Annotated in this window: 16 protein-coding genes and 1 pseudogene; 13 read left to right on the top strand and 4 right to left on the bottom strand. The window is 60.4% G+C overall.

The window, feature by feature from the left end; translation table 11 throughout:
• The 4 genes from ADK28_RS26995 to ADK28_RS26980 all read left to right on the top strand — a co-directional run.
• On the top strand, window positions 1-5,638 hold a 5,638-nt coding region (locus ADK28_RS26995), incomplete at its 5' end, for an alpha-2-macroglobulin (RefSeq protein ID WP_048797178.1).
• A gap of 49 nt (window positions 5,639-5,687) precedes the next feature.
• Window positions 5,688-8,036, top strand: coding sequence for a penicillin-binding protein 1C (gene pbpC, locus ADK28_RS26990; protein WP_016929896.1), 2,349 nt, complete (start codon window positions 5,688-5,690; stop codon window positions 8,034-8,036).
• 60 nt (window positions 8,037-8,096) lie between these two features.
• Window positions 8,097-8,867, top strand: a complete 771-nt coding sequence (gene truC, locus ADK28_RS26985) for a tRNA pseudouridine(65) synthase TruC (protein ID WP_028127528.1) — start codon at window positions 8,097-8,099, stop codon at window positions 8,865-8,867.
• Between the two features lie 33 nt (window positions 8,868-8,900).
• Window positions 8,901-9,353: a flavodoxin gene (locus ADK28_RS26980; RefSeq protein WP_016929894.1), complete on the top strand. Its 453-nt coding sequence runs from the start codon at window positions 8,901-8,903 to the stop codon at window positions 9,351-9,353.
• Between the two features lie 57 nt (window positions 9,354-9,410).
• Here the strand turns inward: ADK28_RS26980 and ADK28_RS26975 are convergent, their stop codons facing one another.
• The 4 genes from ADK28_RS26975 to map form a co-directional block, all read right to left on the bottom strand.
• Entirely contained in the window at window positions 9,411-9,800 is a 390-nt protein-coding gene (locus ADK28_RS26975) for a DUF3461 family protein (protein ID WP_004931929.1), read from the bottom strand.
• Between the two features lie 129 nt (window positions 9,801-9,929).
• On the bottom strand, window positions 9,930-10,754 hold the full coding sequence (dapD, locus tag ADK28_RS26970) for a 2,3,4,5-tetrahydropyridine-2,6-dicarboxylate N-succinyltransferase (RefSeq protein WP_004931932.1): 825 nt from the start codon (window positions 10,752-10,754) through the stop codon (window positions 9,930-9,932).
• Window positions 10,755-10,796: 42 nt separating this feature from the next.
• Entirely contained in the window at window positions 10,797-13,451 is a 2,655-nt protein-coding gene (gene glnD / locus ADK28_RS26965) for a bifunctional uridylyltransferase/uridylyl-removing protein GlnD (RefSeq protein WP_028128316.1), read from the bottom strand.
• Between the two features lie 73 nt (window positions 13,452-13,524).
• Window positions 13,525-14,319, bottom strand: coding sequence for a type I methionyl aminopeptidase (gene map / locus ADK28_RS26960; protein ID WP_004931936.1), 795 nt, complete (start codon window positions 14,317-14,319; stop codon window positions 13,525-13,527).
• A 345-nt stretch (window positions 14,320-14,664) separates the two neighbouring features.
• Between map and rpsB the strand changes: the two genes are divergently transcribed.
• The 9 genes and pseudogenes from rpsB to ADK28_RS26915 form a co-directional block, all read left to right on the top strand.
• On the top strand, window positions 14,665-15,390 hold the full coding sequence (gene rpsB / locus ADK28_RS26955) for a 30S ribosomal protein S2 (RefSeq protein ID WP_016929891.1): 726 nt from the start codon (window positions 14,665-14,667) through the stop codon (window positions 15,388-15,390).
• Between the two features lie 129 nt (window positions 15,391-15,519).
• Entirely contained in the window at window positions 15,520-16,371 is an 852-nt protein-coding gene (gene tsf, locus ADK28_RS26950; protein ID WP_016929890.1) for a translation elongation factor Ts, read from the top strand.
• A 148-nt stretch (window positions 16,372-16,519) separates the two neighbouring features.
• On the top strand, window positions 16,520-17,245 hold the full coding sequence (gene pyrH / locus ADK28_RS26945) for a UMP kinase (protein WP_004931940.1): 726 nt from the start codon (window positions 16,520-16,522) through the stop codon (window positions 17,243-17,245).
• A gap of 119 nt (window positions 17,246-17,364) precedes the next feature.
• Window positions 17,365-17,922 (top strand): ribosome recycling factor, encoded by a 558-nt coding sequence (gene frr / locus ADK28_RS26940; RefSeq protein ID WP_004931943.1) that lies wholly within the window; start codon window positions 17,365-17,367, stop codon window positions 17,920-17,922.
• A gap of 157 nt (window positions 17,923-18,079) precedes the next feature.
• On the top strand, window positions 18,080-19,276 hold the full coding sequence (gene ispC / locus ADK28_RS26935; protein WP_048797176.1) for a 1-deoxy-D-xylulose-5-phosphate reductoisomerase: 1,197 nt from the start codon (window positions 18,080-18,082) through the stop codon (window positions 19,274-19,276).
• Between the two features lie 277 nt (window positions 19,277-19,553).
• Window positions 19,554-20,312: a (2E,6E)-farnesyl-diphosphate-specific ditrans,polycis-undecaprenyl-diphosphate synthase gene (ispU, locus tag ADK28_RS26930; RefSeq protein ID WP_004931947.1), complete on the top strand. Its 759-nt coding sequence runs from the start codon at window positions 19,554-19,556 to the stop codon at window positions 20,310-20,312.
• A gap of 9 nt (window positions 20,313-20,321) precedes the next feature.
• Window positions 20,322-21,164 (top strand): phosphatidate cytidylyltransferase, encoded by an 843-nt coding sequence (cdsA, locus tag ADK28_RS26925; protein ID WP_004931949.1) that lies wholly within the window; start codon window positions 20,322-20,324, stop codon window positions 21,162-21,164.
• 27 nt (window positions 21,165-21,191) lie between these two features.
• A complete protein-coding gene (gene rseP, locus ADK28_RS26920; RefSeq protein WP_048797177.1) occupies window positions 21,192-22,547 on the top strand; it encodes a sigma E protease regulator RseP in 1,356 nt (451 codons plus the stop codon).
• 35 nt (window positions 22,548-22,582) lie between these two features.
• A pseudogene (locus tag ADK28_RS26915) lies at window positions 22,583-22,933 on the top strand (outer membrane protein assembly factor BamA); the annotation flags it as partial.

Raw genomic sequence — 22,933 nt, 5'->3', positions numbered from 1 at the left:
CCCCGAGCCGATAGACTACACCGCCGCCCGGCAGGCGCCGCAAACGGTGAGCCTGACCTTCAGCGGCTCGGCTGCGCCGATAACCGCAGCGGGCAAAACCGTGAGCGCCGGCATCACCCTCAAACCGACGGCGGAAGGGCAGTGGGCATGGAGTAATGAATCAACGCTGGTGTTCACGCCGAAAAAACCGCTGCCGATGGGCGCGAAGTATGACGTGACCCTTGAGCCCGCCACCTTGCTGGCGCCGCAGGTCAAGCTCGCCAAAACCCGCTATGCCTTCACCGTGCCCGCGTTCGATTACCGTCTGGGGCAGGCCGAGTACTACCGCGATCCGCAGAATGCGCAGAAACGCAGCGCGATTTTCAATCTGCAGTTCAACGCGCCGGTCGATGTCGCCAGCTTTGAAAAACAGATTTCGCTGGGATTGAAGGAAGGCAGCACGTCCTCCGAGAAAAAGCTGAATTTCTCTCTGGTCTATGACGAGAAAAAACTGAACGCCTGGGTGCATTCCGAGCCGCTGCAGGCGCTGGATCAGGGCGGCGCGGTACATCTGACCGTCGGCAAGGGCGTTAAATCAACGGCGGCCGGCAACGCGGTCGAAGAGGCGAAAAGCAACTGGGTCAAGGTACCGACGCTGTACAGCCTGGCGCTGAGCGACGCCAGCGCCCAGGTGGTGGACACCGACGCCGGCCAAGGGCAGCGTGCGCTGGTGGTCGGTTTCAGCGATGCGGTGAAGGATAAAGAGCTGGCGCGGGCCGCGAAAGCCTGGCTGCTGCCGCAGCACGATCCGAGCGATGCCGAGGCCGCCAACGATGCTGAAGATTTCTATCAATGGACGGTCGACAGCGTCGGCAAAAACGTGCTGGCGCAGGCGACGGCACTGCCGTTGGCGCTTAACGAGGCGGAAGAGGCCTACCAACCGCAGTTCAGCTTCCGTTTCGACGCCCCGGCGCACCGCTTTGTGCTGCTCGAGATCGATAACCAGCTGGTTTCCGCCGGCGGTTACAAAATGCCGAAGAAGGTTTACCGCGTGGTCGAAGTGCCGGAGTTCCCGAAATCGCTGCAGTTCATGTCGCAGGGCTCGCTGCTATCGGTCAACGGCGACAAGCAGATCAGCGTGGCGGCGCGCAACGTGGCGGGCCTGCGGCTGGACATCAAGCGGGTGATCCCGAGCCAGCTGCAGCACATCGTCTCCTTCAAAAGCCGGGAATACTCGTCCACGGAATTCAACCGGCTCAACGACGAATATTTCACCGAGCATTTCAAATACCAGACGGCGCTCAACAACGAGCGGCCGGGGGAAGTGAACTATCAGGGCATCGATCTCTCCCGCTATCTCTCCACCAACGCCAGTTCCCATCGCGGGGTGTTCCTGCTGACGCTGTCTGAATGGCAGCCGAACCGAAAACCGGCGGCGGAAGAGGCGGGCGCCGAGCAGGATCAGGAACAGGATGAGAGCGAAGGGGAAGAGCAGCCCGACGTCGGCGATTCGCGCTTTGTGGTGGTGACCGATCTGGGTATCGTCGCCAAGAGCTCGCAGGACAAGACGCGCGACGTCTTTGTGCAGTCGATTCAAAGCGGCGCGCCGGTCAGCGGCGCCACCGTGTCGGTGGTGGCCAAAAACGGCGTGACGCTGCTCAGCCAAACCACCGGCGCCGATGGCCACGTGCGTTTCCCGGCGCTGGATGTGTACACCAACGAGCGCCAGCCGGTGATGTTCCTGGTGGAAAAAGAGGGGGATGTCTCCTTCCTGCCGACCGGCAGCTATAACGATCGCGGGCTGGACTTCTCGCGCTTCGACGTCGCCGGTGAACAAACGCCGACCGATCCGCGCACGCTCAGCAGCTACCTGTTCTCCGATCGCGGCGTTTATCGGCCGGGGGATACTTTCAATATTGGCCTGATCACCCGCGCCGCCGACTGGGGCGTTGGTCTGGCCGGCGTGCCGGTGCGCGCCGAAATCCGCGATCCGCGCGACAAGCTGATGTCCACCGTGCCGCTGACGCTGGGCGCCAGCGGTTTCAACGAGCTGAGCTATACCACCGATGAAAACTCACCGACCGGCGAGTGGAACGTCTATCTGTATCTGATCGGCAAAAACAACGACACCTCCACGCTGCTCGGCCATACCGCAGTCAATGTGAAGGAGTTCGAACCGGATCAGCTGAAAGTGAAACTGGCGTTGACGCCGGACCGCCAGCAAGGCTGGGTCAAACCGTCTGAGCTGAAGGCCAGCATCGATGTGCAGAACCTGTTCGGCACCCCGGCGCAGGATCGCCGCGTGACCACCAGGCTGACGCTGCGTCCTATGTATCCGAGCTTCGATCGTTTCCCGGATTATGCGTTCTATGAAAACCGACAAAACAGCGACGGGTTCGAGACCGAGCTGGAAGATCGCACCACCGATGAGCACGGCGCGGCCGATATTCCGCTCGATCTGAAATCCTACGCCGACGCCACCTATCAGCTGCAATTGTTGTCGGAGGCGTTCGTCGCCGGCGGCGGGCGTTCGGTGGCGGCTACCGCCCGCACGCTGGTTTCCCCTTACGATTACCTGATCGGCGTGAAGGCGGACGGCGATCTGGGCTACATCAACCGCGACGCGGAGCGGCATCTGAACGTGATCGCCATCGATCCGGCCCTGAAACAGATCGCCATGCCGAACCTGAAGCAGGTGTTGATCGAGCAGAAATACATTTCGGTGCTGACCAAACAGGATTCGGGCGTTTACAAATACCAGTCGAAGATGAAGGAAGTGCAGTTGTCGGAACAGCCGCTGGCGCTGGGCGAGCAGGGCGCGGATCTGCGGCTGGCGACCGATAAGCCGGGCGACTTCGTGCTGGTGATTGAAGATGCGCAGGGCAAGACGCTCAACCGCGTCGCCTACAGCGTGGCCGGCAACGCCAACCTGAGCCGTTCGCTGGATCGCAACGCCGAACTGAAGCTGAAACTCAACCAGGCGGAATACCAGCCCGGTGAGGAGATCGAGGTGGCGATCAACGCGCCTTATACCGGCAGTGGCTTGATCACCATTGAAAAGGACAAGGTTTACGCCTGGCAGTGGTTCTACACCGACACCACCAGCTCGGTGCAGACGATCCGCGTGCCGGCCGGCATGGAGGGCAACGGCTACATCAACGTGCAGTTCGTGCGCGACATCAACTCCAGCGAGATCTTCATGAGTCCGCTGAGCTACGGCGTGATGCCGTTCAAGATCAGCACCAAGGCGCGCCAAAACAGCCTCGAGGTGACGGCGCCGGAGGTCATCAAGCCGGGTGAAAACCTGACGATGACGGTCAAGACCGATGCGCCGCAGCAGGTGGCGCTGTTCGCCGTCGATGAGGGCATTCTGCAGGTGGCGCGTTACCGTCTGAAGGATCCGCTGGAGTTCTTCTTCAGCAAGCGCGAACTGAACGTGAGCAGCTCGCAGATCCTCGATCTGATCCTGCCGGAGTTCAGCAAGCTGATGGCGCTGACCGCGGCGCCGGGCGGCGATGCGGGCGAAGGGCTGGATCTCAACCTCAACCCGTTCAAGCGCAAGCGCGATAAGCCGGTGGCCTATTGGTCCGGCATTACCGAGGTCAGCGGCGAGAAACAGTTCGTCTATCCGGTGCCGGATTACTTCAACGGCAAGATCCGCGTCATGGCGATTTCGGTGACGCCGGAGAAAATCGGCAAGGCGCAAACCGCCGCCACGGTACGCGACAGCTTCATCATGACGCCGAACGTGCCGGCGATGGTGGCGCCGGGCGACGAGTTCGACGTCAGCGTGGGCGTCAGCAACAACCTCGAAGGGCTGAACGGCCAGTCGGTGGCCATTAACGTCCTGTTGACGCCGCCGCCGCAGTTGGAGGTGGTGGGCAACGCGACGCAAAGCCTGACGCTGGCGGAAAAACGCGAAGGCGTGATCACCTTCCGTCTGCGCGCCAAAGCCGTGCTGGGCGATGCGCCGCTGGTGTTCGACGCCCGTTACGGCGACCAGGCCAGCCGCCGCACCGTCAGCACCTCGGTGCGGCCGGCGGCGCCGTACCGCACCCAGTCGGTGATGGGGCGCATGAGCGGCGGCAGCCAGAACGTCGATGGCCTGCGCCAGATGTTCGACGCTTTCGCGCAGCGCCGGGCGGCGGTGTCGAATTCGCCGCTGGTGCTGACCAGCGGGCTGGCGCAATACCTGGCGGATTACCCGTATTACTGTTCCGAGCAGATCGTCAGCCGCTCCATTCCGCTGATGCTGCAGAGCCGTCATCCGGAGATGAAAAGCAGCCTGAGCCAGGCGGAAGTCAGCAAGCAGCTGCGCAATCTGCTGGGCGTGCTGCGCGCCCGTCAGAACGACAGCGGGGCGATCGGCGCCTGGCGTTCGTCGCCGGATGCCGATCCTTTCGTCACGCCTTATGTGGTGCAATATCTGCTCGAAGCCAAAGCGGCGGGCTACGCCCTGCCGGAAGGCATGCTGGATGAAGCCAACGGCGCGTTGCGCGAGCTGGCGGCCAGCGGTTTCGACGATCTGTATCTGCTGCGCCTGCGCAGCTGGGCGGTTTACCTGCTGACGCTGCAGGGCGAAGTGACCACCAACTCGCTGGCGGCGGTGCAGGATACGCTGCAAAAACGCTATGGCGAAGAGTGGAAAACCGATCTGAGCGCGCTCTATCTGGCCTCTTCCTATCGCCTGTTGAAGATGGACGACGAAGCCGCCGCGCTGCTGCAACCGAGCTGGCAGCAACTGAGCAAGGCGTATGACAGCGCCTGGTGGACGCAGAACTATTTCGATCCGCTGGTGCAGGATGCGACGCGGCTGTATCTGATTACCCGCCACTTCCCGGAGAAGGTGGCGTCGATCCCGCCGCAGGTGCTGGAGAATATGGTCAAGGCGTTGAAAGAAGAGCGCTACACCACCTACTCTTCCGCGATGAGCATTCTGGCGTTGGAAAGCTACTCGGCCCAGGTGGCGGCGCAGTCCGCCAATGCGGATGCATTGGGCATCGCGCAGGTGGGCAAAGCCGGCGGCGAGCCGCAGCGCATCAGCGAGCTGCAAGGGCTGTTCGTTCAGGGGCAATTTAACGCTGACGCCACTGCGGTGCGCTTCACCAACGGCGGCAGCGCGCCGGCCTGGTATGTGGTGACGCAGGCCGGTTACGATCTGAATGCGCCGCAAAAAGCGCTGTCGCGCGGGATTGAGATCGTCCGCGATTACACCGACGAACAGGGCAAGCCGGTGACGCAGGTGACGCTGGGGCAGAAGATCAATGTCCATCTGAAGGTGCGCGCCAACTCGAAAGAGGGGCAGAACAACCTGGCGATCGTCGATCTGCTGCCGGGCGGGTTCGAAGTGGTGCAGCAGACGCCGCCGGAGCCGGCCGACGCCGGCGAGGAGAGCGACGATCGCGGCGGCTGGCAGTCGCCGCTGGCCGCCTCCGGCTCCACCTGGGCGCCGGACTACAGCGATATCCGCGAAGATCGGGTGATTATCTACGGCAGTGCCGGCACCGAGGTGCAGGAGTTTGTTTATCAGATCAAGGCCACCAATACCGGCAGCTTTATTGTTCCACCGGCCTACGGCGAAGCCATGTATGACCGTGAAGTGCAGGCCATGTCGGCCGGCGGCGGCAAGCTGGTGGTGGTGCCGGCGGGCAACGACTAGGCCATATCCGGCACCAGGCCAGCGTCTGGCGCCGGAATGCTGAGAACGTATGAAGATCCTGACCGGGCGCGTGCTGCAAAACGGCTTGATGGCGGCGTTTTTACTGGCGCTGCTGTTGGCCGCGATTCGGCTGTGGCCGCATCCGCCCCTGTGGCAGGGGCTGCCGCAGTCTTCCGTTTATTACGACAGGCACGGCGCGCTGTTGCGCATCACGCTGGCCAACGACGATCGCTACCGATTGTGGACCCCGCTGGAACAGGTGTCGCCGCTGGCGGTGCGCGGGCTGCTGCTGCACGAAGATCGCTGGTTCTACTACAACCCCGGATTTAACCCCGTCAGCCTGATGCGCGGCTTCTGGCGCAGCTATGTCGCCGGCGGCAAAATGCAGGGCGGATCGACCATCAGCATGCAGCTGGCGCGGATGCGCTGGCATCTCAATACCCGCACGCCAGGCGGCAAGCTGCTGCAGGTGCTGCGCGCGGTGCAGCTGGAATTGAGCTACTCCAAGCGTGATATCCTGGAAGCCTACCTGAATTACGCGCCCTACGGCCGCAATATCGAAAGCATCGGCGCCGCCAGCCTGATCTATTTCGCCAAGTCGCCGAAGGCGTTGACCCTGCCGGAGGCGCTGACGCTGGCGGTGTTGCCCCAGTCGCCCAGCTACCGTCTGGAGCCAAAAACCGGCGTGCTCGGCGCCGCATTGACGCAGGCGCGCAACCGTCTGTTCCTGCGCTGGCAACAGGTTTACCCGACCGACGCCAGCCAGCAAACGCTGTTCCGCCTGCCGCTGGCGCTGCGACAGCCTGAGCAAGTGCCCTATATTGCGCCGCACTTTATCGAACAGCTGCGCCTGCAGACGCAGCAACTGGTGCAGCGCGACACTCGCGTCGACACGACGCTGGACGCCGGGTTGCAGCGGCTGGTCGAGCGGCAGGTTAACGCCTTTATCGCCCGCAACCGCAGCCGCGGCATCCAAAATGCCGCGGTGCTGCTGGTGGACAGCCGCGATATGGGGGTGCGCGCGCTGGTGGGATCGGCGGACTATTACAGCCGTCCGATTCAGGGGCAGGTGAACGGCACCAACGCCAAGCGTTCGCCGGGATCGACGCTGAAGCCGTTCATTTACGCGCTGGGGATGGAACAGGGCGTGCTGCATCCGATGACCATCCTGAAAGACGTGCCTTCGTCGTTCGGCGCCTATGCGCCGGAAAATTTCGACCGGCGCTTCCTCGGCCCGGTGACCGCCACCGACGCGCTAAATTTCAGCCGCAATATTCCGGCGGTATATGTCGCCTCGCAGCTGCGTCAGCCGACTTTTTATCAGTTCTTACGCCTGACCGGCGTCGCCAATATGGCCAATGAGAGCCACTACGGGCTGTCGCTGGTATTGGGCGGCGGCGAGGTAACGGCGCAGGAATTGGCGAAGCTGTATGCGCTGCTGGCGAATCGCGGTGAGCTGCGGCCGCTTCGCATGCAGTTGAACCAGGCCGAATCGACGCCGGTGCGGCTGCTGAGCGAGGAGGCCAGTTTCATCACGCTGGATATGCTGCGCCAGCACCGGCGGCCGGGCGATACGCTGGCGCAGCGTTCTTCGTCGCTGCCGGTGTACTGGAAGACCGGCACCTCCTGGGGCTTTCGCGACGCCTGGAGCGTCGGGATTTTCGGTCCTTACGTGCTGGTGGTGTGGGAAGGCAATTTCGACGGGCGCGGCAACAATGCGTTGGTCGGCGCCGAGGCGGCCGCGCCGCTGTTTTTCAATATCATCGACAGCGTCAACGCCAGCTATCCCGCCCTGCGGGAGCCGAAACATCCGTTCCCCCAACGGCTGCGGCGGGTAGACATTTGTCTCGCCAGCGGCGATCTGCCGACGCCGTGGTGCCAGCAAAAGGGCAAGACCTGGTTCATTCCCGGCAAGTCGCCGATCAAGGTGGACAGCGTCTACCGGCCGGTGGTGCTGGATATTCACAGCGGCGAGGTCGTTTGCCCGCCGTATGACGCGGCGCAGACTCGCACCGAAATTTTTGAATTCTGGCCTTCCGATTTGGCCAACGTGTTCGCCCAGGCCGGGCTGCCGAAGCGGGCGCCGCCGGTCAATCGCTGCAAGGACAACGGCATCGCCGTCGGCGGCAACGCGCCGCGCATCACCTCGCCGTTAAAAAACACCACTTATACCCTGCGCCAGTCGCAGCAGGGGCGGGACAACATCGCCTTCAATGCGGTGACGGACGCCGACAGCAAGACGGTGTACTGGTTCGTCGACGATATCTATCTCGGCAGCAGCGCCAGTAAAAAACCGATCGACTGGCGGCCGATCAACAATGGGCGCTACCGCATTCGGGCGGTGGACGATCGCGGCCGCGCCGATACGCGCTTGGTGACCATCGAATGGGTGAACTAGCGTTGCGTCTCATGCCTGTTATACTCGCGCCCGAAACGGCTATTGACCTGGGAACGCGATGTGATTGAGATTTTGTATCAGGATGAACACCTGGTGGCGGTGAACAAACCGTCGGGCTGGTTGGTGCACCGCAGTTGGCTGGACCGTCATGAAACTCGTTTTATGATGCAGACGGTGCGCGATCAACTCGGGCAGCATGTCTTTACCGTGCACCGTCTCGATCGCCCGACGTCCGGCGTATTGCTGATGGCGCTCTCCAGCGAGGTGGCGCGCCTGCTGTCGCAGCAATTCGAGCAGCACCAGGTGCAGAAAACCTATCATGCGGTGGTGCGCGGTTACGTGCAGGAGGAGGCGACCCTCGACTACCCGCTGACGGCGGAGCTGGATAAAATCGCCGATAAACATGCCGATGCCGACAAGGGGCCGCAGCCGGCGGTGACGCACTACCGGCCGTTGGCGCAGGTAGAGATGCCGGTGGCCGTCGGCCGCTACGACAGCGCGCGGTACAGTCTGGTGGAACTGCAGCCGGAAACCGGCCGCAAGCACCAACTGCGGCGCCACATGGCGCATCTTCGCCATCCGATCATCGGCGACAGCAAGCACGGCGATCTGCGGCAGAACCGCGGGATGGCGCAGCATTTCGGCTGCCCGCGCCTGATGCTGCACGCCAGCCACCTGCAACTGACGCACCCGGTGACCGGCGAGCCGCTGCAGGTAACGGCGCGCTGGGACGAAGCCTGGCAAGGGGTGATGGCGCAGTTCGGCTGGGCGGGGGTATTCCCTGAACTTGCCGGGGTTGAGTTTAGCGCGGCTAACGGTCAGGATAGCTGACAATTTTTAAAGGTAATGAAGGGAGTAGGAGCCATGGCTCAGGTTGGTATCTTCGTGGGAACGGTCTACGGCAATTCGCTGCTGGTGGCGGAAGAGGCGCAAAACATCCTCAGCGAGCAGGGCCATGAGGTCAAACTGTTCGAAGAGGGCACGCTGGAGGCCTGGCAGTATTATCGTCAGCACTACGCGCTGGTGATCACCTCCACCACCGGGCAGGGCGATTTGCCGGACAGCATCGCGCCGTTGTTCCACGCTATCCGCGATCAGGTTGGCTATCAACCGGAGCTGCGCTATGGGCTGATCGCCCTCGGCGACAGCAGCTATGACAACTTCTGCGGCGCCGGGCGCGCGTTCGACGCGCTGCTGCAGGAGCAGGGCGCCACCCGCGTTGGCGAAGTGCTGGAGATCGATGCGATGGAACAGCCGGAGCCGGAAGTGGCCGCCTGCCCGTGGGTCGAGCAGTGGGGCACGCTGCTGCAGTCATAACGTAAAAAGGCGCCGCAAAAGGGCGCCTTAACGATGATGCGGGTTAACCGATCCGCATTATTTGCCGCGGGTGAGTTTTTCCAGATCGGCTTCGATCTCGGCAATCTTGTGCGACACCACGCCTTCGAGATGGCGCAGGTCGTCGAGGATTTTACGCTTCAGATCCACTTCCACCTGATCGCGCTGGCACAGCTGATCCAGCTCGTCGATCACGTAACGCAGGTTCGGGTTGATCTCGTGAATTTCCTTGTAGCCCTGGCCGGCGTTGTCCGCCACCACGGTTTTACGCTGGCGCGGGTACTTGAACTTCACGCTCTTGGCGAAGAACTCGCCTTTGTCCTTGCGGAAATAGATCTTGAGGATGTCGTTGTTGGCCTCTTGACGCAGGCTATAGCGATCGACGTCTTCCGGTTGATTGATGCCCAAACTCTTCAAGTTATCGTACATACTGCGCCCTCTTTAGATGTGATCGTTATATTCCACGACTGCAATTATGGCGGAAAGCGAGATCTGCGACTGTGACTGCCAGCGAAACGCAGACAAAAAAATAGCGGGTGAATCACCCGCTATTTCAATTTAGTCGATAGTGCGCAATAACTCATTAATGCCGACTTTACCGCGGGTTTTGGCGTCGACTTTCTTGACGATCACCGCGCAGTACAGGCTGTAAGAACCGTCTTTCGACGGCAGGTTGCCGGAAACCACCACCGAACCCGCCGGCACGCGGCCGTAATGGATTTCGCCGGTCTCGCGGTCATAGATGCGGGTGCTCTGGCCGAGGTAAACGCCCATCGAAATCACCGAGCCTTCTTCCACGATCACGCCTTCCACCACTTCGGAGCGCGCGCCGATGAAGCAGTTGTCTTCGATGATGGTCGGGTTGGCCTGCAGCGGCTCCAGCACGCCGCCGATGCCGACGCCGCCGGACAGGTGAACGTTTTTGCCGATCTGCGCGCAAGAACCGACGGTGGCCCAGGTGTCGACCATGGTGCCTTCGTCGACGTAGGCGCCGATGTTAACGTAAGACGGCATCAGCACGGTGTTGCGAGCGATGAACGCGCCCTGGCGCACGGTGGCCGGCGGCACGACGCGGAAACCTTCCTTCTGGAAGCGCGCTTCGTCGTAGTCGGCGAATTTCATCGGCACTTTGTCGTAGTAGCGGGTTTCCGCGCCGTCCATCACCTTGTTGTCGTTGATGCGGAAAGAGAGCAGCACGGCTTTCTTCAGCCACTGGTGGGTGACCCATTGACCGTCGATCTTCTCGGCGACGCGCAGGGCGCCGCTGTCCAACAGGCCGATCACCTGGTTTACCGCTTCGCGCGTTACGGTGTCTACGTTCGCCGGAGTGATGTCCGCACGGCGTTCGAAGGCGCTTTCAATAACGTTCTGTAATTGCTGCATGCTGTTCTCTTTCCTGATGTTGTCGGTAAAAAGTTACTTGTATCACATTTTATCGTTTGGGGTGAGGGCCTCTGTCAACCGTTGCTCCAACTTTCTGCGCGTTTCTTGGTCGAGCGCGCGCCGCTCGCCGTCGGCCAGGATAAACAAATCCTCGACCCGCTCGCCGATGGTGGAAATGCGCGCGCCGTGCAGCGACAGCCCCAGATCGGCGAACACTTCGCCCACCCGCGCCAGCAGGCCGGGTTGGTCGAGCGCGGTCAGCTCCAGGTAGCTGCGGCGATCGGTGTGGGTCGGCAGGAAAGTGACCTCGGTCGGCACGCTGAAGTGGCGCAGCTTGGAAGAGGGGCGGCGCACGCGCGGCGGCTGGTACTCCCGCTGGGTGATGGCCTGCAGCAGCGCCTGGCGGATCGCCGCGTGGCGATCCTGCGCCAGCGGGCTGCCGTCCGGCTCCAGCACGATAAAGGTGTCCATCGCCATACCGTCGCGGTTGGTGAAGATCTGGGCGTCGTGCACGCTCAGGTTGCGGCGATCCATCTCTCCGGCGACGGCGGCGAACAGGTAAGGGCGATCCGGGCTCCAGATGAAGATCTCGGTGCCGCCGCGCGTCGCCTGGCGGCTGACCAGCACCAGCGGCTGGGTGGAGTCGTGGGCCAGCAGGTGGCGGGCGTGCCAGGCCAGCTGATTCGGCGAGTGGCGCAGGAAGTAATCGGCGCGGCAGCGGCTCCAGATGCGGTGCAGCGCCTCTTCGTCGATGTTGTCCATGCGCAGCAGCGCCAGCGCCTGCAGGCGATGGTGGCGCACGCGTTCGCGCAGATCCGGGCTGTTTTGCATGCCGCGGCGCAGCTGTTTTTCGGTGGCGAAATACAGCTCGCGCAACAGGCTCTGCTTCCAGCTGTTCCACAGGGTTTCGTTGGTGGCGCAGATATCCGCCACCGTCAGGCACACCAGATAGCGCAGGCGGGTTTCGCTCTGCACTTCGCTGCTGAACTGCTGGATCACCGTCGGATCCTGGATATCGCGGCGCTGCGCGGTGACCGACATCAGCAGGTGGCAGCGCACCAGCCAGGCCACCAGCTGGGTTTCTCGCGAGTTGAGGCCGTGCAGTTCGGCGAACTCCACCACGTCTTCCGCGCCGAGGATCGAGTGATCGCCGCCGCGCCCTTTGGCGATATCGTGGAACAAGGCCGCCAGCAGCAGCAGTTCCGGGTGCGGCAGGCGCGGATACAGCTCCACGCACAGCGGATGGCGTGGCCGGGTTTGCGCATCGGCGAAGCTCTCCAACTTCTGCAGCACGCGGATGGTGTGTTCGTCGACGGTATAGGCGTGGAACAGATCGAACTGCATCTGCCCGACGATCTTGCCCCACTGCGGCATATAGGCCCACAGCACGCTGTGACGGTGCATCGGCACCAGCGCGCGCGACACCGCGCCGGGGTGACGCAGGATGGCCATAAACAGATCGCGCGCTTCCGGGATGGTGCACAGCGGCTGTTTCAGGTGGCGGCGCGCGTGGCGCAGCTGGCGCACGGTGGTGGAGTAAATGCCCTTGATCTCGCGATTGCGCACCATCAGGTAGAACATGCGCATGATGGCTTGCGGCTCGCGGATAAACAGCGTTTCGTCACGCAGATCGATCAGATCGCCGCGCAGCTGGAAATCGTCGTTCAGCGGACGCGGCTTTTCGGTGGCGTCCAGCGCCAGGATGGCTTCGTCGAACAGCTGCAGCAGCATGTGATTCAGCTCGCCGACGCGGCGCGTCATGCGGTAGAAGTCTTTCATCATGCGCTCGACCGGCTCGTTGCCTTCGCCTTCATAGCGCAGCAGCTGCGCCACGCTGAGCTGACGATCGAACAGCAGACGGTTGTCGTAACGCGGCAGCACCAGATGCAGCGCAAAGCGGATGCGCCACAGGAAGCTCTGGCATTCGTTCAGCTCGTTGCGCTCGGCCTGGGTGAGGAAACCGAAGCCGACCATTTCGTCCAGCGAGGTGGCGCCGAAGTGGCGGCGCGCCACCCACAGCAGCGTGTGGATGTCACGCAGGCCACCGGGGCTGCTTTTGATATCCGGCTCCAGGTTATAGCTGGTGCCGTGGTAGCGCTGATGACGCTCCTGCTGCTCGCTGATCTTGGCGTGGAAGAACTGCGGCGAGGGCCAAAAGCCGTCGCTGAAGATATGCTTTTGCATCTGCAGGAACAGCGCGACGTCGCCGCAAATCATGCGCGATTCGATCAGGTTGGTGGCCACGGTCAGATCCGCCAGCCCTTCCAGCAGGCACTCTTCCAGAGTGCGCACGCTGTGGCCCACTTCCAGCTTGAGATCCCACAGCAGGGTGATGAACTCGCCGACCCGCTGCGACTGTTGCTCCGTCAGCCGGCGCTGGCTGAGCACCAGCACGTCGATATCCGACAGCGGATGCAGCTCGCCGCGGCCATAACCGCCGACCGCCACCAGCGCGGTTTCCGGGATATCTTCAAAGCCGTAGAACGTCCACAGCCGGCGCAGCAGGCGATCGATGAAGTCGCTGCGCGCCGCCACCAGGCTTTCGGCGCTGGAGCCGGCGTCGAACGCCGCCGCCAGCCACAGCTGGAACTGCTCCAGCCGCTGTTTCAGCAGCGGGCAGGTGAGCTCGTCGTCGCCGTAGACGCTGGGAGAGGCGGGCGGCATCGGCACGGCCGGTTGAAGGAGATTGTCAGACATAGTGCGCAGCCCATAAAAAAGGCCGGCATAAGCCGGCCTGGTGACATTCTGCACGCGGCGTGCGCCGCAGTGCTTACATCTCGTGCGTAATGATGTTGGGGATGGTGTCATCCTTGCGCAACGTCATTATCTCGCAGCCGTTATCAGTGACCACAATAGTATGCTCATACTGCGCCGACAAGCTGCGATCTTTGGTTTTTACCGTCCAGCCGTCTTTCATGGTGCGGATGCGGTAGTCGCCGGCGTTGACCATCGGTTCGATGGTGAAAGCCATGCCCGCCTGCAGCACCACGCCGCCGTCGTCCGCGTCATAGTGCAGCACCTGCGGCTCTTCGTGGAACACTTCGCCGATGCCGTGGCCGCAGTACTCGCGCACCACGGAGAACTTCTCGGCTTCGACGAATTGCTGGATGGCCTTGCCCAGGGTGCGCAGACGGATGCCCGGTTTGACCATCTTCAGCGCCAGATACAGGCTTTCCTGAGTGACGCGGCACAGGCGCTCGCCCAGAATGGTCGGTTTGCCGACGATGAACATCTTCGAGGTGTCGCCGTGGAAACCGTCTTTAATCACGGTCACGTCGATGTTGACGATGTCGCCGTCTTTCAGCGTTTTGTCATCGCTCGGGATGCCGTGGCACACCACTTCGTTCACCGAGATGCACACGGATTTCGGGAAGCCGTGGTAGCCGAGGCAGGCGGAGATGGCCTGCTGCTCGTTGGTGATGTACTCGTGACAGATACGGTCCAGTTCGCCGGTGGTCACGCCAGGTTTGACGTGCGGCTCGATGATCTCCAGCACTTCGGCGGCCAGGCGGCCGGCCACGCGCATTTTTTGGATGTCATCAGGTGTTTTAATTGAGATTGCCATGAAATTCGTCCGCAGGTGTCGTTATCGTCGACAATAAGAAGCAGTGACTTATGGTATCAGCCCGGCCGGGGGCTGCCAAATTTCATTTCCTGACGCCCGGCGAAACGCAACAAAAGTTGGTGTCTGCGGCGGGTTTATGGTATAAAGCGCGCCGGCGATCCGCGACTTGGTTCTTGTGACCTGGCGGGAATCGGCCGAAAATACTTTAACTGCACTCATTTTGTGTAAATAACACACACGTATCGGCACATCCGCCGGGGTGCCCTGAGGTGACTTGTCGCCGCCAGGGTCGGCGTTATGGGATACGTGGAGGCATAACCCCAATTAATCTATAGAGGTTTAATCATGGCAACTGTTTCCATGCGCGACATGCTCAAGGCTGGTGTTCACTTTGGTCACCAGACCCGTTACTGGAACCCGAAAATGAAGCCTTTCATCTTCGGCGCTCGTAACAAGGTTCACATCATCAACCTGGAGCAGACCGTACCAATGTTCAACGCCGCTCTGGCTGAACTGAGCAAGATCTCTTCCCGTAAAGGCAAGATCCTGTTCGTTGGTACCAAACGCGCAGCAAGCGAAGCGGTAAAAGACGCTGCGAACAGCTGTGACCAGTTCTTCGTGAACCACCGCTGGTTGGGTGGCATGCTGACTAACTGGAAAACCGTTCGTCAGTCCATCAAGCGTTTGAAAGATCTGGAAATCCAGTCTCAAGACGGCACCCTGGACAAGCTGACCAAGAAAGAAGCGCTGATGCGCACTCGTGAACTGGCCAAGCTGGAAAACTCCCTGGGCGGTATCAAAGATATGGGCGGTCTGCCAGACGCACTGTTCGTTATCGATGCCGATCACGAGCACATCGCGATCAAAGAAGCCAACAACCTGGGTATCCCGGTATTCTCTATCGTTGATACCAACTCCAACCCAGACGGCGTTGACTTCATCATCCCTGGTAACGACGACGCAATCCGTGCAGTAAACCTGTACCTGACTGCTGTTGCTGCCGCTGTGCGTGAAGGTCGTTCTCAAGATCTGGCCGTTCAGGCGGAAGAAGGCTTCGTAGAAGCTGAATAATAAGGCAAGCTCGTCACTGAGCCCTTATTAACCAGGTATTGACATATGTTGGTTAGGGGGGCCTGTTAAGGCCCCCTTTGCTTATCTGAATGAGAACTGTCTCCACGCGAGATAACCGAGGAAAAAGAAATGGCTGATATTACCGCTGCCCTGGTAAAAGAACTGCGCGAGCGTACCGGCGCTGGCATGATGGATTGCAAGAAGGCGCTGGTTGAATCCAACGGCGACATCGAACTGGCAATCGAAAACATGCGTAAGTCCGGTGCGATCAAAGCCGCTAAAAAAGCAGGCAACGTGGCTGCTGACGGCGTGATCAAAACCAAGATCGAAGGCAACTACGGCATCATTCTGGAAGTTAACTGCCAGACTGACTTCGTAGCAAAAGACGCCGGTTTCCAGGCGTTCGCCGACAAAGTGCTGGATGCCGCTATGGCTGGCAAAATCACTGACGTTGACGTGCTGAAAGCACAGTTCGAAGAAGAGCGCGTAGCGCTGGTGGCAAAAATCGGCGAAAACATCAACATTCGTCGCGTTGCTTCCCTGGAAGGCGACGTGCTGGGCAGCTACCTGCACGGCGCGCGTATCGGCGTTCTGGTTGCGGCTAAAGGCGCGGACGAAGAACTGGTTAAGCAAATCGCAATGCACGTTGCGGCGAGCAAGCCAGAGTTCGTGAAGCCAGAAGACGTGTCTGCTGAAGTGGTAGAAAAAGAGTACCAGGTTCAGCTGGACATCGCCATGCAGTCCGGCAAGCCGAAAGAAATCGCAGAGAAAATGGTTGAAGGCCGCATGAAGAAATTCACCGGCGAAGTTTCTCTGACCGGTCAGCCTTTCGTTATGGATCCGAGCAAATCCGTTGCTCAGGTGCTGAAAGAGCACAACGCTGACGTGACCAACTTCATTCGCTTCGAAGTGGGCGAAGGCATCGAGAAAGTCGAAACCGACTTCGCTGCTGAAGTTGCCGCGATGAGCAAACAGTCTTAATGACTGTCGATGGAACCGCCGTCTGGCGGTTCCATACTATCCAGCCAGAATTACACCGGTGGCAGGCCCTGCAGCGTGATACTCACCTCAGGCGCGTTTCATCGGCTGAAATCCCCACTACTAATACTGCTTCTTAGGACAGAACACCATGGCAACCAATGCAAAACCCGTATATCAGCGTATTCTGCTTAAACTGAGTGGCGAAGCCCTGCAAGGTGCAGAAGGTTTTGGTATCGACGCCAGCGTTTTGGATCGCATGGCTCAGGAAGTGAAAGAGCTGGTCGAACTGGGAATTCAGGTCGGTGTAGTTATTGGCGGCGGGAACCTGTTCCGCGGCGCGGGCCTGGCGCAAGCCGGCATGAACCGCGTAGTGGGCGACCACATGGGAATGCTGGCTACCGTGATGAACGGCCTGGCTATGCGTGATGCACTGCACCGTGCCTATGTGAACGCCCGCCTGATGTCGGCGATCCCGCTGAACGGCGTGTGTGACAATTACAGCTGGGCAGAGGCGATCAGCCTGCTGCGCAACAACCGTGTGGTGATCTTCTCCGCCGGTACCGGCAACCCGTTCTTCACCACCGATTCCGCCGCTTGCCTGCGCGGCATTGAGATCGAAGCGGATGTGGTGCTGAAAGCCACCAAAGTGGATGGGGTCTACTCCGCCGATCCGGTGAAAAACCCGGATGCGACGCTGTATGAACAATTAACCTATCAGGACGTGCTGGAGCGCGAGCTGAAAGTGATGGATCTGGCTGCGTTTACGCTGGCTCGCGATCACGGTCTGCCGATCCGCGTGTTCAATATGAATAAGCCTGGCGCGCTGCGCCGCGTGGTGATGGGTGAGAACGAAGGTACGCTGATCAGCAAATAAGGCTGTTCACACCCCTTTTTCGGAGCGCGTGACGCCAGGCGCCGCGCGTTCTTCGAGTACGATTACGGGCTATACTTGAGTATCGCCTGCCAAGTAACCAGCTTCCAAGGGTTTGCAACGTGACTAATGAAATCAGAAAAGATGCTGATTCACGCATGGAAAAAAGCGTAGAAGCATTCAAAAACCAAATCAGCAAGATCCGCACCGGCCGCGCTTCGCCAAGCATTCTGGACGGCATCATGGTGGAATATTACGGCGCCGCTACGCCGCTGCGTCAACTGGCCAACGTGACCGTGGAAGACTCCCGCACGCTGAAAATCAACGTGTTCGACCGCAGCCTGAGCCAGGCCGTTGAGAAAGCGATCATGAGTTCCGATCTGGGCCTTAACCCGTCTTCCGCCGGTTCTGACATTCGCGTTCCGCTGCCTCCGCTGACCGAAGAACGCCGTAAAGATCTGATCAAGATCGTACGCGGCGAAGCCGAGCAGGGCCGCGTAGCGGTGCGTAACGTGCGTCGCGACGCCAACGACAAGGTCAAGGCGCTGCTGAAAGACAAAGAGATCAGCGAAGACGAAGAACGTCGTTCACAAGACGAGATTCAGAAAATGACCGACGCTTACATCAAGCTGGTCGACGCCGCGTTGGCGGAGAAAGAAAAAGAGCTGATGGATTTCTAATCAGCATCGTGCAGAAAAAAAGCGTCGCCTGGGCGGCGCTTTGTTTTTTGTGGCGCAGATCCCGTTTCATCGTACTGAAAGATCATGGACAAGCGGTGTCCAAGGTTCCACACTGGAGCACCTCCGATCTCATCAGACAGTTATTCAGAGTGAACTCATGAAGCAACTGACCATTCTTGGCTCGACCGGCTCGGTAGGGACCAGCACCCTGGCCGTGGTCAGGGCGAATCCCGAGCGTTTTGCGATCAAAGCGCTGGTGGCCGGCCGCAACGTCGCGGTCATGGCGCAGCAATGCATCGAATTCCGGCCTGCCTTCGCCGCGATGGCGGATGAAAGCGCCGCCCGCGAGCTGCGCACCATTCTGGCGGAAAACGGCGTCGCTACCGAGGTATTGGCCGGGGAGCAAGCGGCCTGCGAACTGGCGGCTTTGGACGACGTCGATCAAGTGACAGCGGCCATCGTCGGCGCTGCGGGGCTGTTGCCGACGCTGGCGGCGATCCGCGCAGGCAAGCAGGTGCTGCTGGCCAACAAAGAGTCGCTGGTCACCTGCGGCCGCCTGTTTATGGACGCGGTGCGGCAAAGCCAGGCGCAACTGCTGCCGCTCGACAGCGAGCACAACGCGATTTTTCAGAGTTTGCCTGAGAGTATTCAGCGCCAGTTGGGATACTCTTCACTGGACAGTCATGGTGTTTCGCGCATCGTGCTTACCGGCTCTGGCGGTCCGTTCCGCACCACGCCGCTGGACCAGTTCGCCGCGATGACGCCGGATCAAGCCTGCGCCCACCCGAACTGGTCGATGGGCCGCAAGATCTCGGTGGACTCCGCCACCATGATGAACAAAGGTCTGGAATACATTGAGGCCCGCTGGCTGTTTAACGCCTCGGCCGAGCAAATGGAAGTGATCCTGCACCCGCAGTCGGTGATTCACTCGATGGTGCGCTATGCCGACGGCAGCGTGCTGGCGCAGCTGGGTACGCCGGATATGCGCACGCCGATCGCCCACGCGATGGCGTATCCGCAGCGCGTGAACTCCGGCGTGGAAGCGCTGGACTTCTGCCGCATCGGTTCGCTGACCTTCGCTGAACCGGAACGCGAGCGTTATCCTTGCCTGTATTTGGCGATCGACGCGTTCGAGGCCGGCCAGGCGGCGACCACCGCGCTGAACGCGGCCAACGAAATCGCCGTGGCGGCATTTTTGCAGCAGCAGATCCGCTTTACCGACATTGCGGCGGTCAACCGCCAGGTGGTGGAGCGTCTCGCGCTGCAGGAACCGACCTGCATCGACGCGGTCTTAGACATTGACCGCCAGGCGCGCGCCGCCGCCGAGGAACGCGTTCGCGCGTTGTGCGGCTGATCACGGCGATTATCCGATTTTGCTCGTAATTCGCGCGTGCCGCCGCGGGGCCGTTTGTTCATGCCCCGCTGAGGTGGTATAGTCTGCGCCACCTGTCAGCGGTTATACCGTTGAATTATGGCCCGATTGGCGCCTTGTGCGCCAATGGCGACCCGGCTGCGTCGGGTATCGCGAGGGCAGGCTGAAAGCCGTGTCGGGCACACGGCTTTTTTTGCGCGTAAGGGCCTGATGTTCCGGAAAGGCAGTTATATTTCTATTGAGGAAATAAGTACGAGTTATGTCGTCCGCAAACCAACAAGAGGCTAATCCATCTTCCCCGGGGCCGCGCCATGTCGCCATTATCATGGACGGTAACGGACGCTGGGCCAAACGTCAGGGCAAGTTACGTGTCTTCGGTCATAAAGCAGGGGTGAAATCGGTTCGCCGCGCGGTCAGTTTTGCCGCCAGCCACCATTTAGATGCACTCACGCTTTATGCCTTCAGCAGCGAAAACTGGAACCGTCCGGTGCAGGAAGTCTCCGCCCTGATGGAGCTTTTTGTCCGCGCTTTGGATAGTGAAGTAAAAAGCCTGCATAAACATAACGTCAGGCTGCGGGTGATCGGCGATATTAGCCGGTTCAGCGCGCGTTTGCAGGAGCGGATCCGCCGCTCTGAAGCACTGACGGAAAATAACGATGGCCTGACGCTCAATATCGCTGCCAACTATGGCGGCCGTTGGGATATCATTCAGGGAGTAAGGGAGCTGGCCGAACAGGTACGGGGCGGTGAGCTGCACCCGGATCAGATCAGCGAGGAATTATTGAGCGAACGGGTTTGCATGAGCGACCTGGCGCCGGTGGATCTGGTTATCCGCACCGGTGGCGAGCATCGCATCAGTAACTTCCTGCTGTGGCAAATCGCCTATGCTGAACTTTACTTTACTGATGTGCTCTGGCCTGATTTCGATGAACTTGTCTTTGAAGGTGCGCTGAATGCATTTGCACAACGTGAGCGCCGCTTCGGGGGAACAACACCTATCGGCGCCGATGCGTCCTAGGGAGAACTTTTGCTGAAGTATCGCCTCATAACTGCTCTGATTTTAATCCCGATCGTTATCGCGGCGCTGTTCCTGTTGCCGCCGCTGGCCTTTGCTCTGGTAACGCTCGTCGTGTGCATGTTAGCAGCCTGGGAGTGGGGCCAATTGGCCGGTTTTACCTCCCGTTCGCAGCGCATCTGGCTGGCGATACTGTGCGGTTTTCTGCTGGCGCTGATGATGCTCAGCGTTCCCGCCTACCATCAATCCGTGCCGCAGGTAAGCGGCTCGCTGTGGCTGTCGCTGGCCTGGTGGCTGGCGGCGCTGCTGCTGGTGCTGTTTTACCCCGGCTCGGCCGCCATCTGGCGCAATTCGCGCCCGCTGCGCCTGCTGTTCGGCCTGCTGACCATCGTGCCGTTTTTTTGGGGCATGCTGGCGCTGCGCCAGTTCGGCTATGAGCAAAACCCGTTTACCGGCGCCTGGTGGCTGCTGTACGTGATGCTGCTGGTGTGGGGCGCGGATTCCGGCGCCTATATGTTCGGCAAGCTGTTCGGCAAGCATAAGCTGGCGCCGAAGGTCTCGCCGGGTAAAACCTGGGAAGGGTTGATCGGCGGGCTGCTGACATCGGCGGTCATTTCCTGGCTGTTCGGCCGCTACGCGCCGCTGAACGTGGTGCCGACCACGCTGTTGGCCTGTTCGGTGATCGCCGCGCTGGCTTCGGTGCTGGGCGATTTGACCGAAAGCATGTTCAAACGCGAAGCGGGCATCAAGGACAGCGGTCATTTGATTCCCGGTCACGGCGGCATACTGGATCGTATCGACAGCCTGACCGCGGCGGTGCCGGTGTTTGCCTGCCTGATGCTGTTGGTGTTTTAATCCGTCAATGACGGAAAGTGAGGGATGATGGTCAGCGTGCTTTGGAACCTGGTGGCGTTTCTGATTGCGCTCGGTATTTTGATTACCGTGCACGAGTTCGGACACTTTTGGGTTGCCCGTCGTTGCGGCGTGCGCGTTGAACGTTTCTCCATCGGCTTTGGCCGGGCGCTGTGGCGCCGCACCGATCGCCAGGGCACCGAGTACGTCATCGCTTTGATTCCGCTTGGCGGCTACGTGAAGATGCTGGACGAGCGCGTGGAGTCGGTGGCGCCGGAAATGCGCCATCAGGCCTTCAACAACAAAACCGTCTGGCAGCGCGCGGCCATCATCAGCGCCGGCCCCATCGCCAACTTCCTGTTTGCTATCCTTGCCTATTGGCTGGTGTTCATCATCGGCGTGCCGAGTTTCCGCCCGGTGATCGGCGAGATCGCGCCGCAATCCATCGCCGCCAAGGCTGAAATTTCGTCTGGCATGGAACTAAAGTCGGTTGACGGCATCGAAACGCCTGATTGGGAGTCAGTTCGTCTGGCGCTGGTGGCGAAGATCGGCGATGCGCAAACCGAAGTCGGCGTCGCGCCGTTCGGCTCTTCGCAGGTCGTGACCAAAACCCTGGATTTGCGCCAGTGGAACTTTGAACCGGACAAGCAGGATCCCGTTGTCGCGCTGGGCATTATGCCGCGCGGCCCGCAGATCGAATCCGTGTTGGCGGAAGTGCAGCCTAACTCGGCGGCGCAAAAGGCGGGTTTACAAGCGGGGGACAGGATCGTTAAAGTCGATGGTCAGGCGTTGGGTCGTTGGCAGACGCTGGTGAAGCGTATCCACGATGGCCCGGGGCAACCGCTGGCTTTGGAGATTGAAAGAAACGGCGCCCCCTTGTCTTTGACGCTGATACCGGATACAAAGCCGGTGGGAAAAGACAAATCGGTGGGGTTTGCAGGCATCATTCCAAAAGTGCTGCCGCTGCCGGACGAGTATAAAACGATTCGCCAGTATGGACCGTTCCCGGCGCTGTATCAGGCCGGTGACAAGACCTGGCAGCTGATGCGGCTGACGGTCAACATGCTGGGCAAATTAATAACCGGTGATGTAAAGCTGAACAACCTGAGTGGCCCGATCTCGATTGCACAGGGAGCTGGGGCGTCAGCCGGAGTCGGGTTCGTGTATTATCTGATGTTCCTGGCGTTGATTAGCGTCAACCTGGGTATCATCAACCTGTTCCCATTACCGGTGTTAGATGGTGGGCATCTCCTCTTCCTGGCGATAGAAAAGCTGAAGGGTGGGCCGGTTTCCGAGCGAGTACAGGACTACAGCTACCGCATAGGTTCGATCGTGCTGGTGTTGTTGATGGGTCTTGCACTTTTCAATGATTTTTCCCGCCTTTAGGGGCGGGGATAGGTTAGGAAGAACGCATAACAACGATGGCGATGAAAAAGTTGCTCATAGCGTCGCTGCTGTTTGGCAGCGCCACCGTATACGGTGCAGACGGGTTCGTAGTGAAAGACATTCATTTCGAAGGCCTGCAGCGAGTCGCCGTCGGTGCGGCGTTACTCAACATGCCGGTTCGCGTCGGCGATACCGTCACTGACGATGACATCAGTAATACCATCCGTGCCTTGTTTGCCACCGGCAACTTCGAGGACGTGCGCGTGCTGCGCGATGGTAATACCTTGATCGTGCAGGTGAAGGAACGTCCTACCATCGCCAGCATCACTTTCTCCGGCAACAAGTCGGTGAAGGATGACATGCTCAAGCAGAACCTGGAAGCCTCC

Source organism: Serratia sp. 506_PEND (assembly GCF_001076875.1).
Classification (GTDB): Bacteria; Pseudomonadota; Gammaproteobacteria; order Enterobacterales; family Enterobacteriaceae; genus Serratia; species Serratia marcescens.
Note: the sequence above shows the minus strand (reverse complement) of the source record. Positions and strands in the feature narration are given on the sequence as shown.

Bases quoted from the DNA above. Each gene is read 5' to 3' on its own strand.
- pbpC (WP_016929896.1), top strand. From the start codon at position 5,688: ATGAAGATCCTGACCGGGCGCGTGCTGCAAAACGGCTTGATGGCGGCG.
- ADK28_RS26980 (WP_016929894.1), top strand. From the start codon at position 8,901: ATGGCTCAGGTTGGTATCTTCGTGGGAACGGTCTACGGCAATTCGCTG.
- ADK28_RS26975 (WP_004931929.1), bottom strand. From the start codon at position 9,800: ATGTACGATAACTTGAAGAGTTTGGGCATCAATCAACCGGAAGACGTC.
- dapD (WP_004931932.1), bottom strand. From the start codon at position 10,754: ATGCAGCAATTACAGAACGTTATTGAAAGCGCCTTCGAACGCCGTGCG.
- glnD (WP_028128316.1), bottom strand. From the start codon at position 13,451: ATGTCTGACAATCTCCTTCAACCGGCCGTGCCGATGCCGCCCGCCTCT.
- map (WP_004931936.1), bottom strand. From the start codon at position 14,319: ATGGCAATCTCAATTAAAACACCTGATGACATCCAAAAAATGCGCGTG.
- rpsB (WP_016929891.1), top strand. From the start codon at position 14,665: ATGGCAACTGTTTCCATGCGCGACATGCTCAAGGCTGGTGTTCACTTT.
- tsf (WP_016929890.1), top strand. From the start codon at position 15,520: ATGGCTGATATTACCGCTGCCCTGGTAAAAGAACTGCGCGAGCGTACC.
- pyrH (WP_004931940.1), top strand. From the start codon at position 16,520: ATGGCAACCAATGCAAAACCCGTATATCAGCGTATTCTGCTTAAACTG.
- ispC (WP_048797176.1), top strand. From the start codon at position 18,080: ATGAAGCAACTGACCATTCTTGGCTCGACCGGCTCGGTAGGGACCAGC.
- ispU (WP_004931947.1), top strand. From the start codon at position 19,554: ATGTCGTCCGCAAACCAACAAGAGGCTAATCCATCTTCCCCGGGGCCG.
- rseP (WP_048797177.1), top strand. From the start codon at position 21,192: ATGGTCAGCGTGCTTTGGAACCTGGTGGCGTTTCTGATTGCGCTCGGT.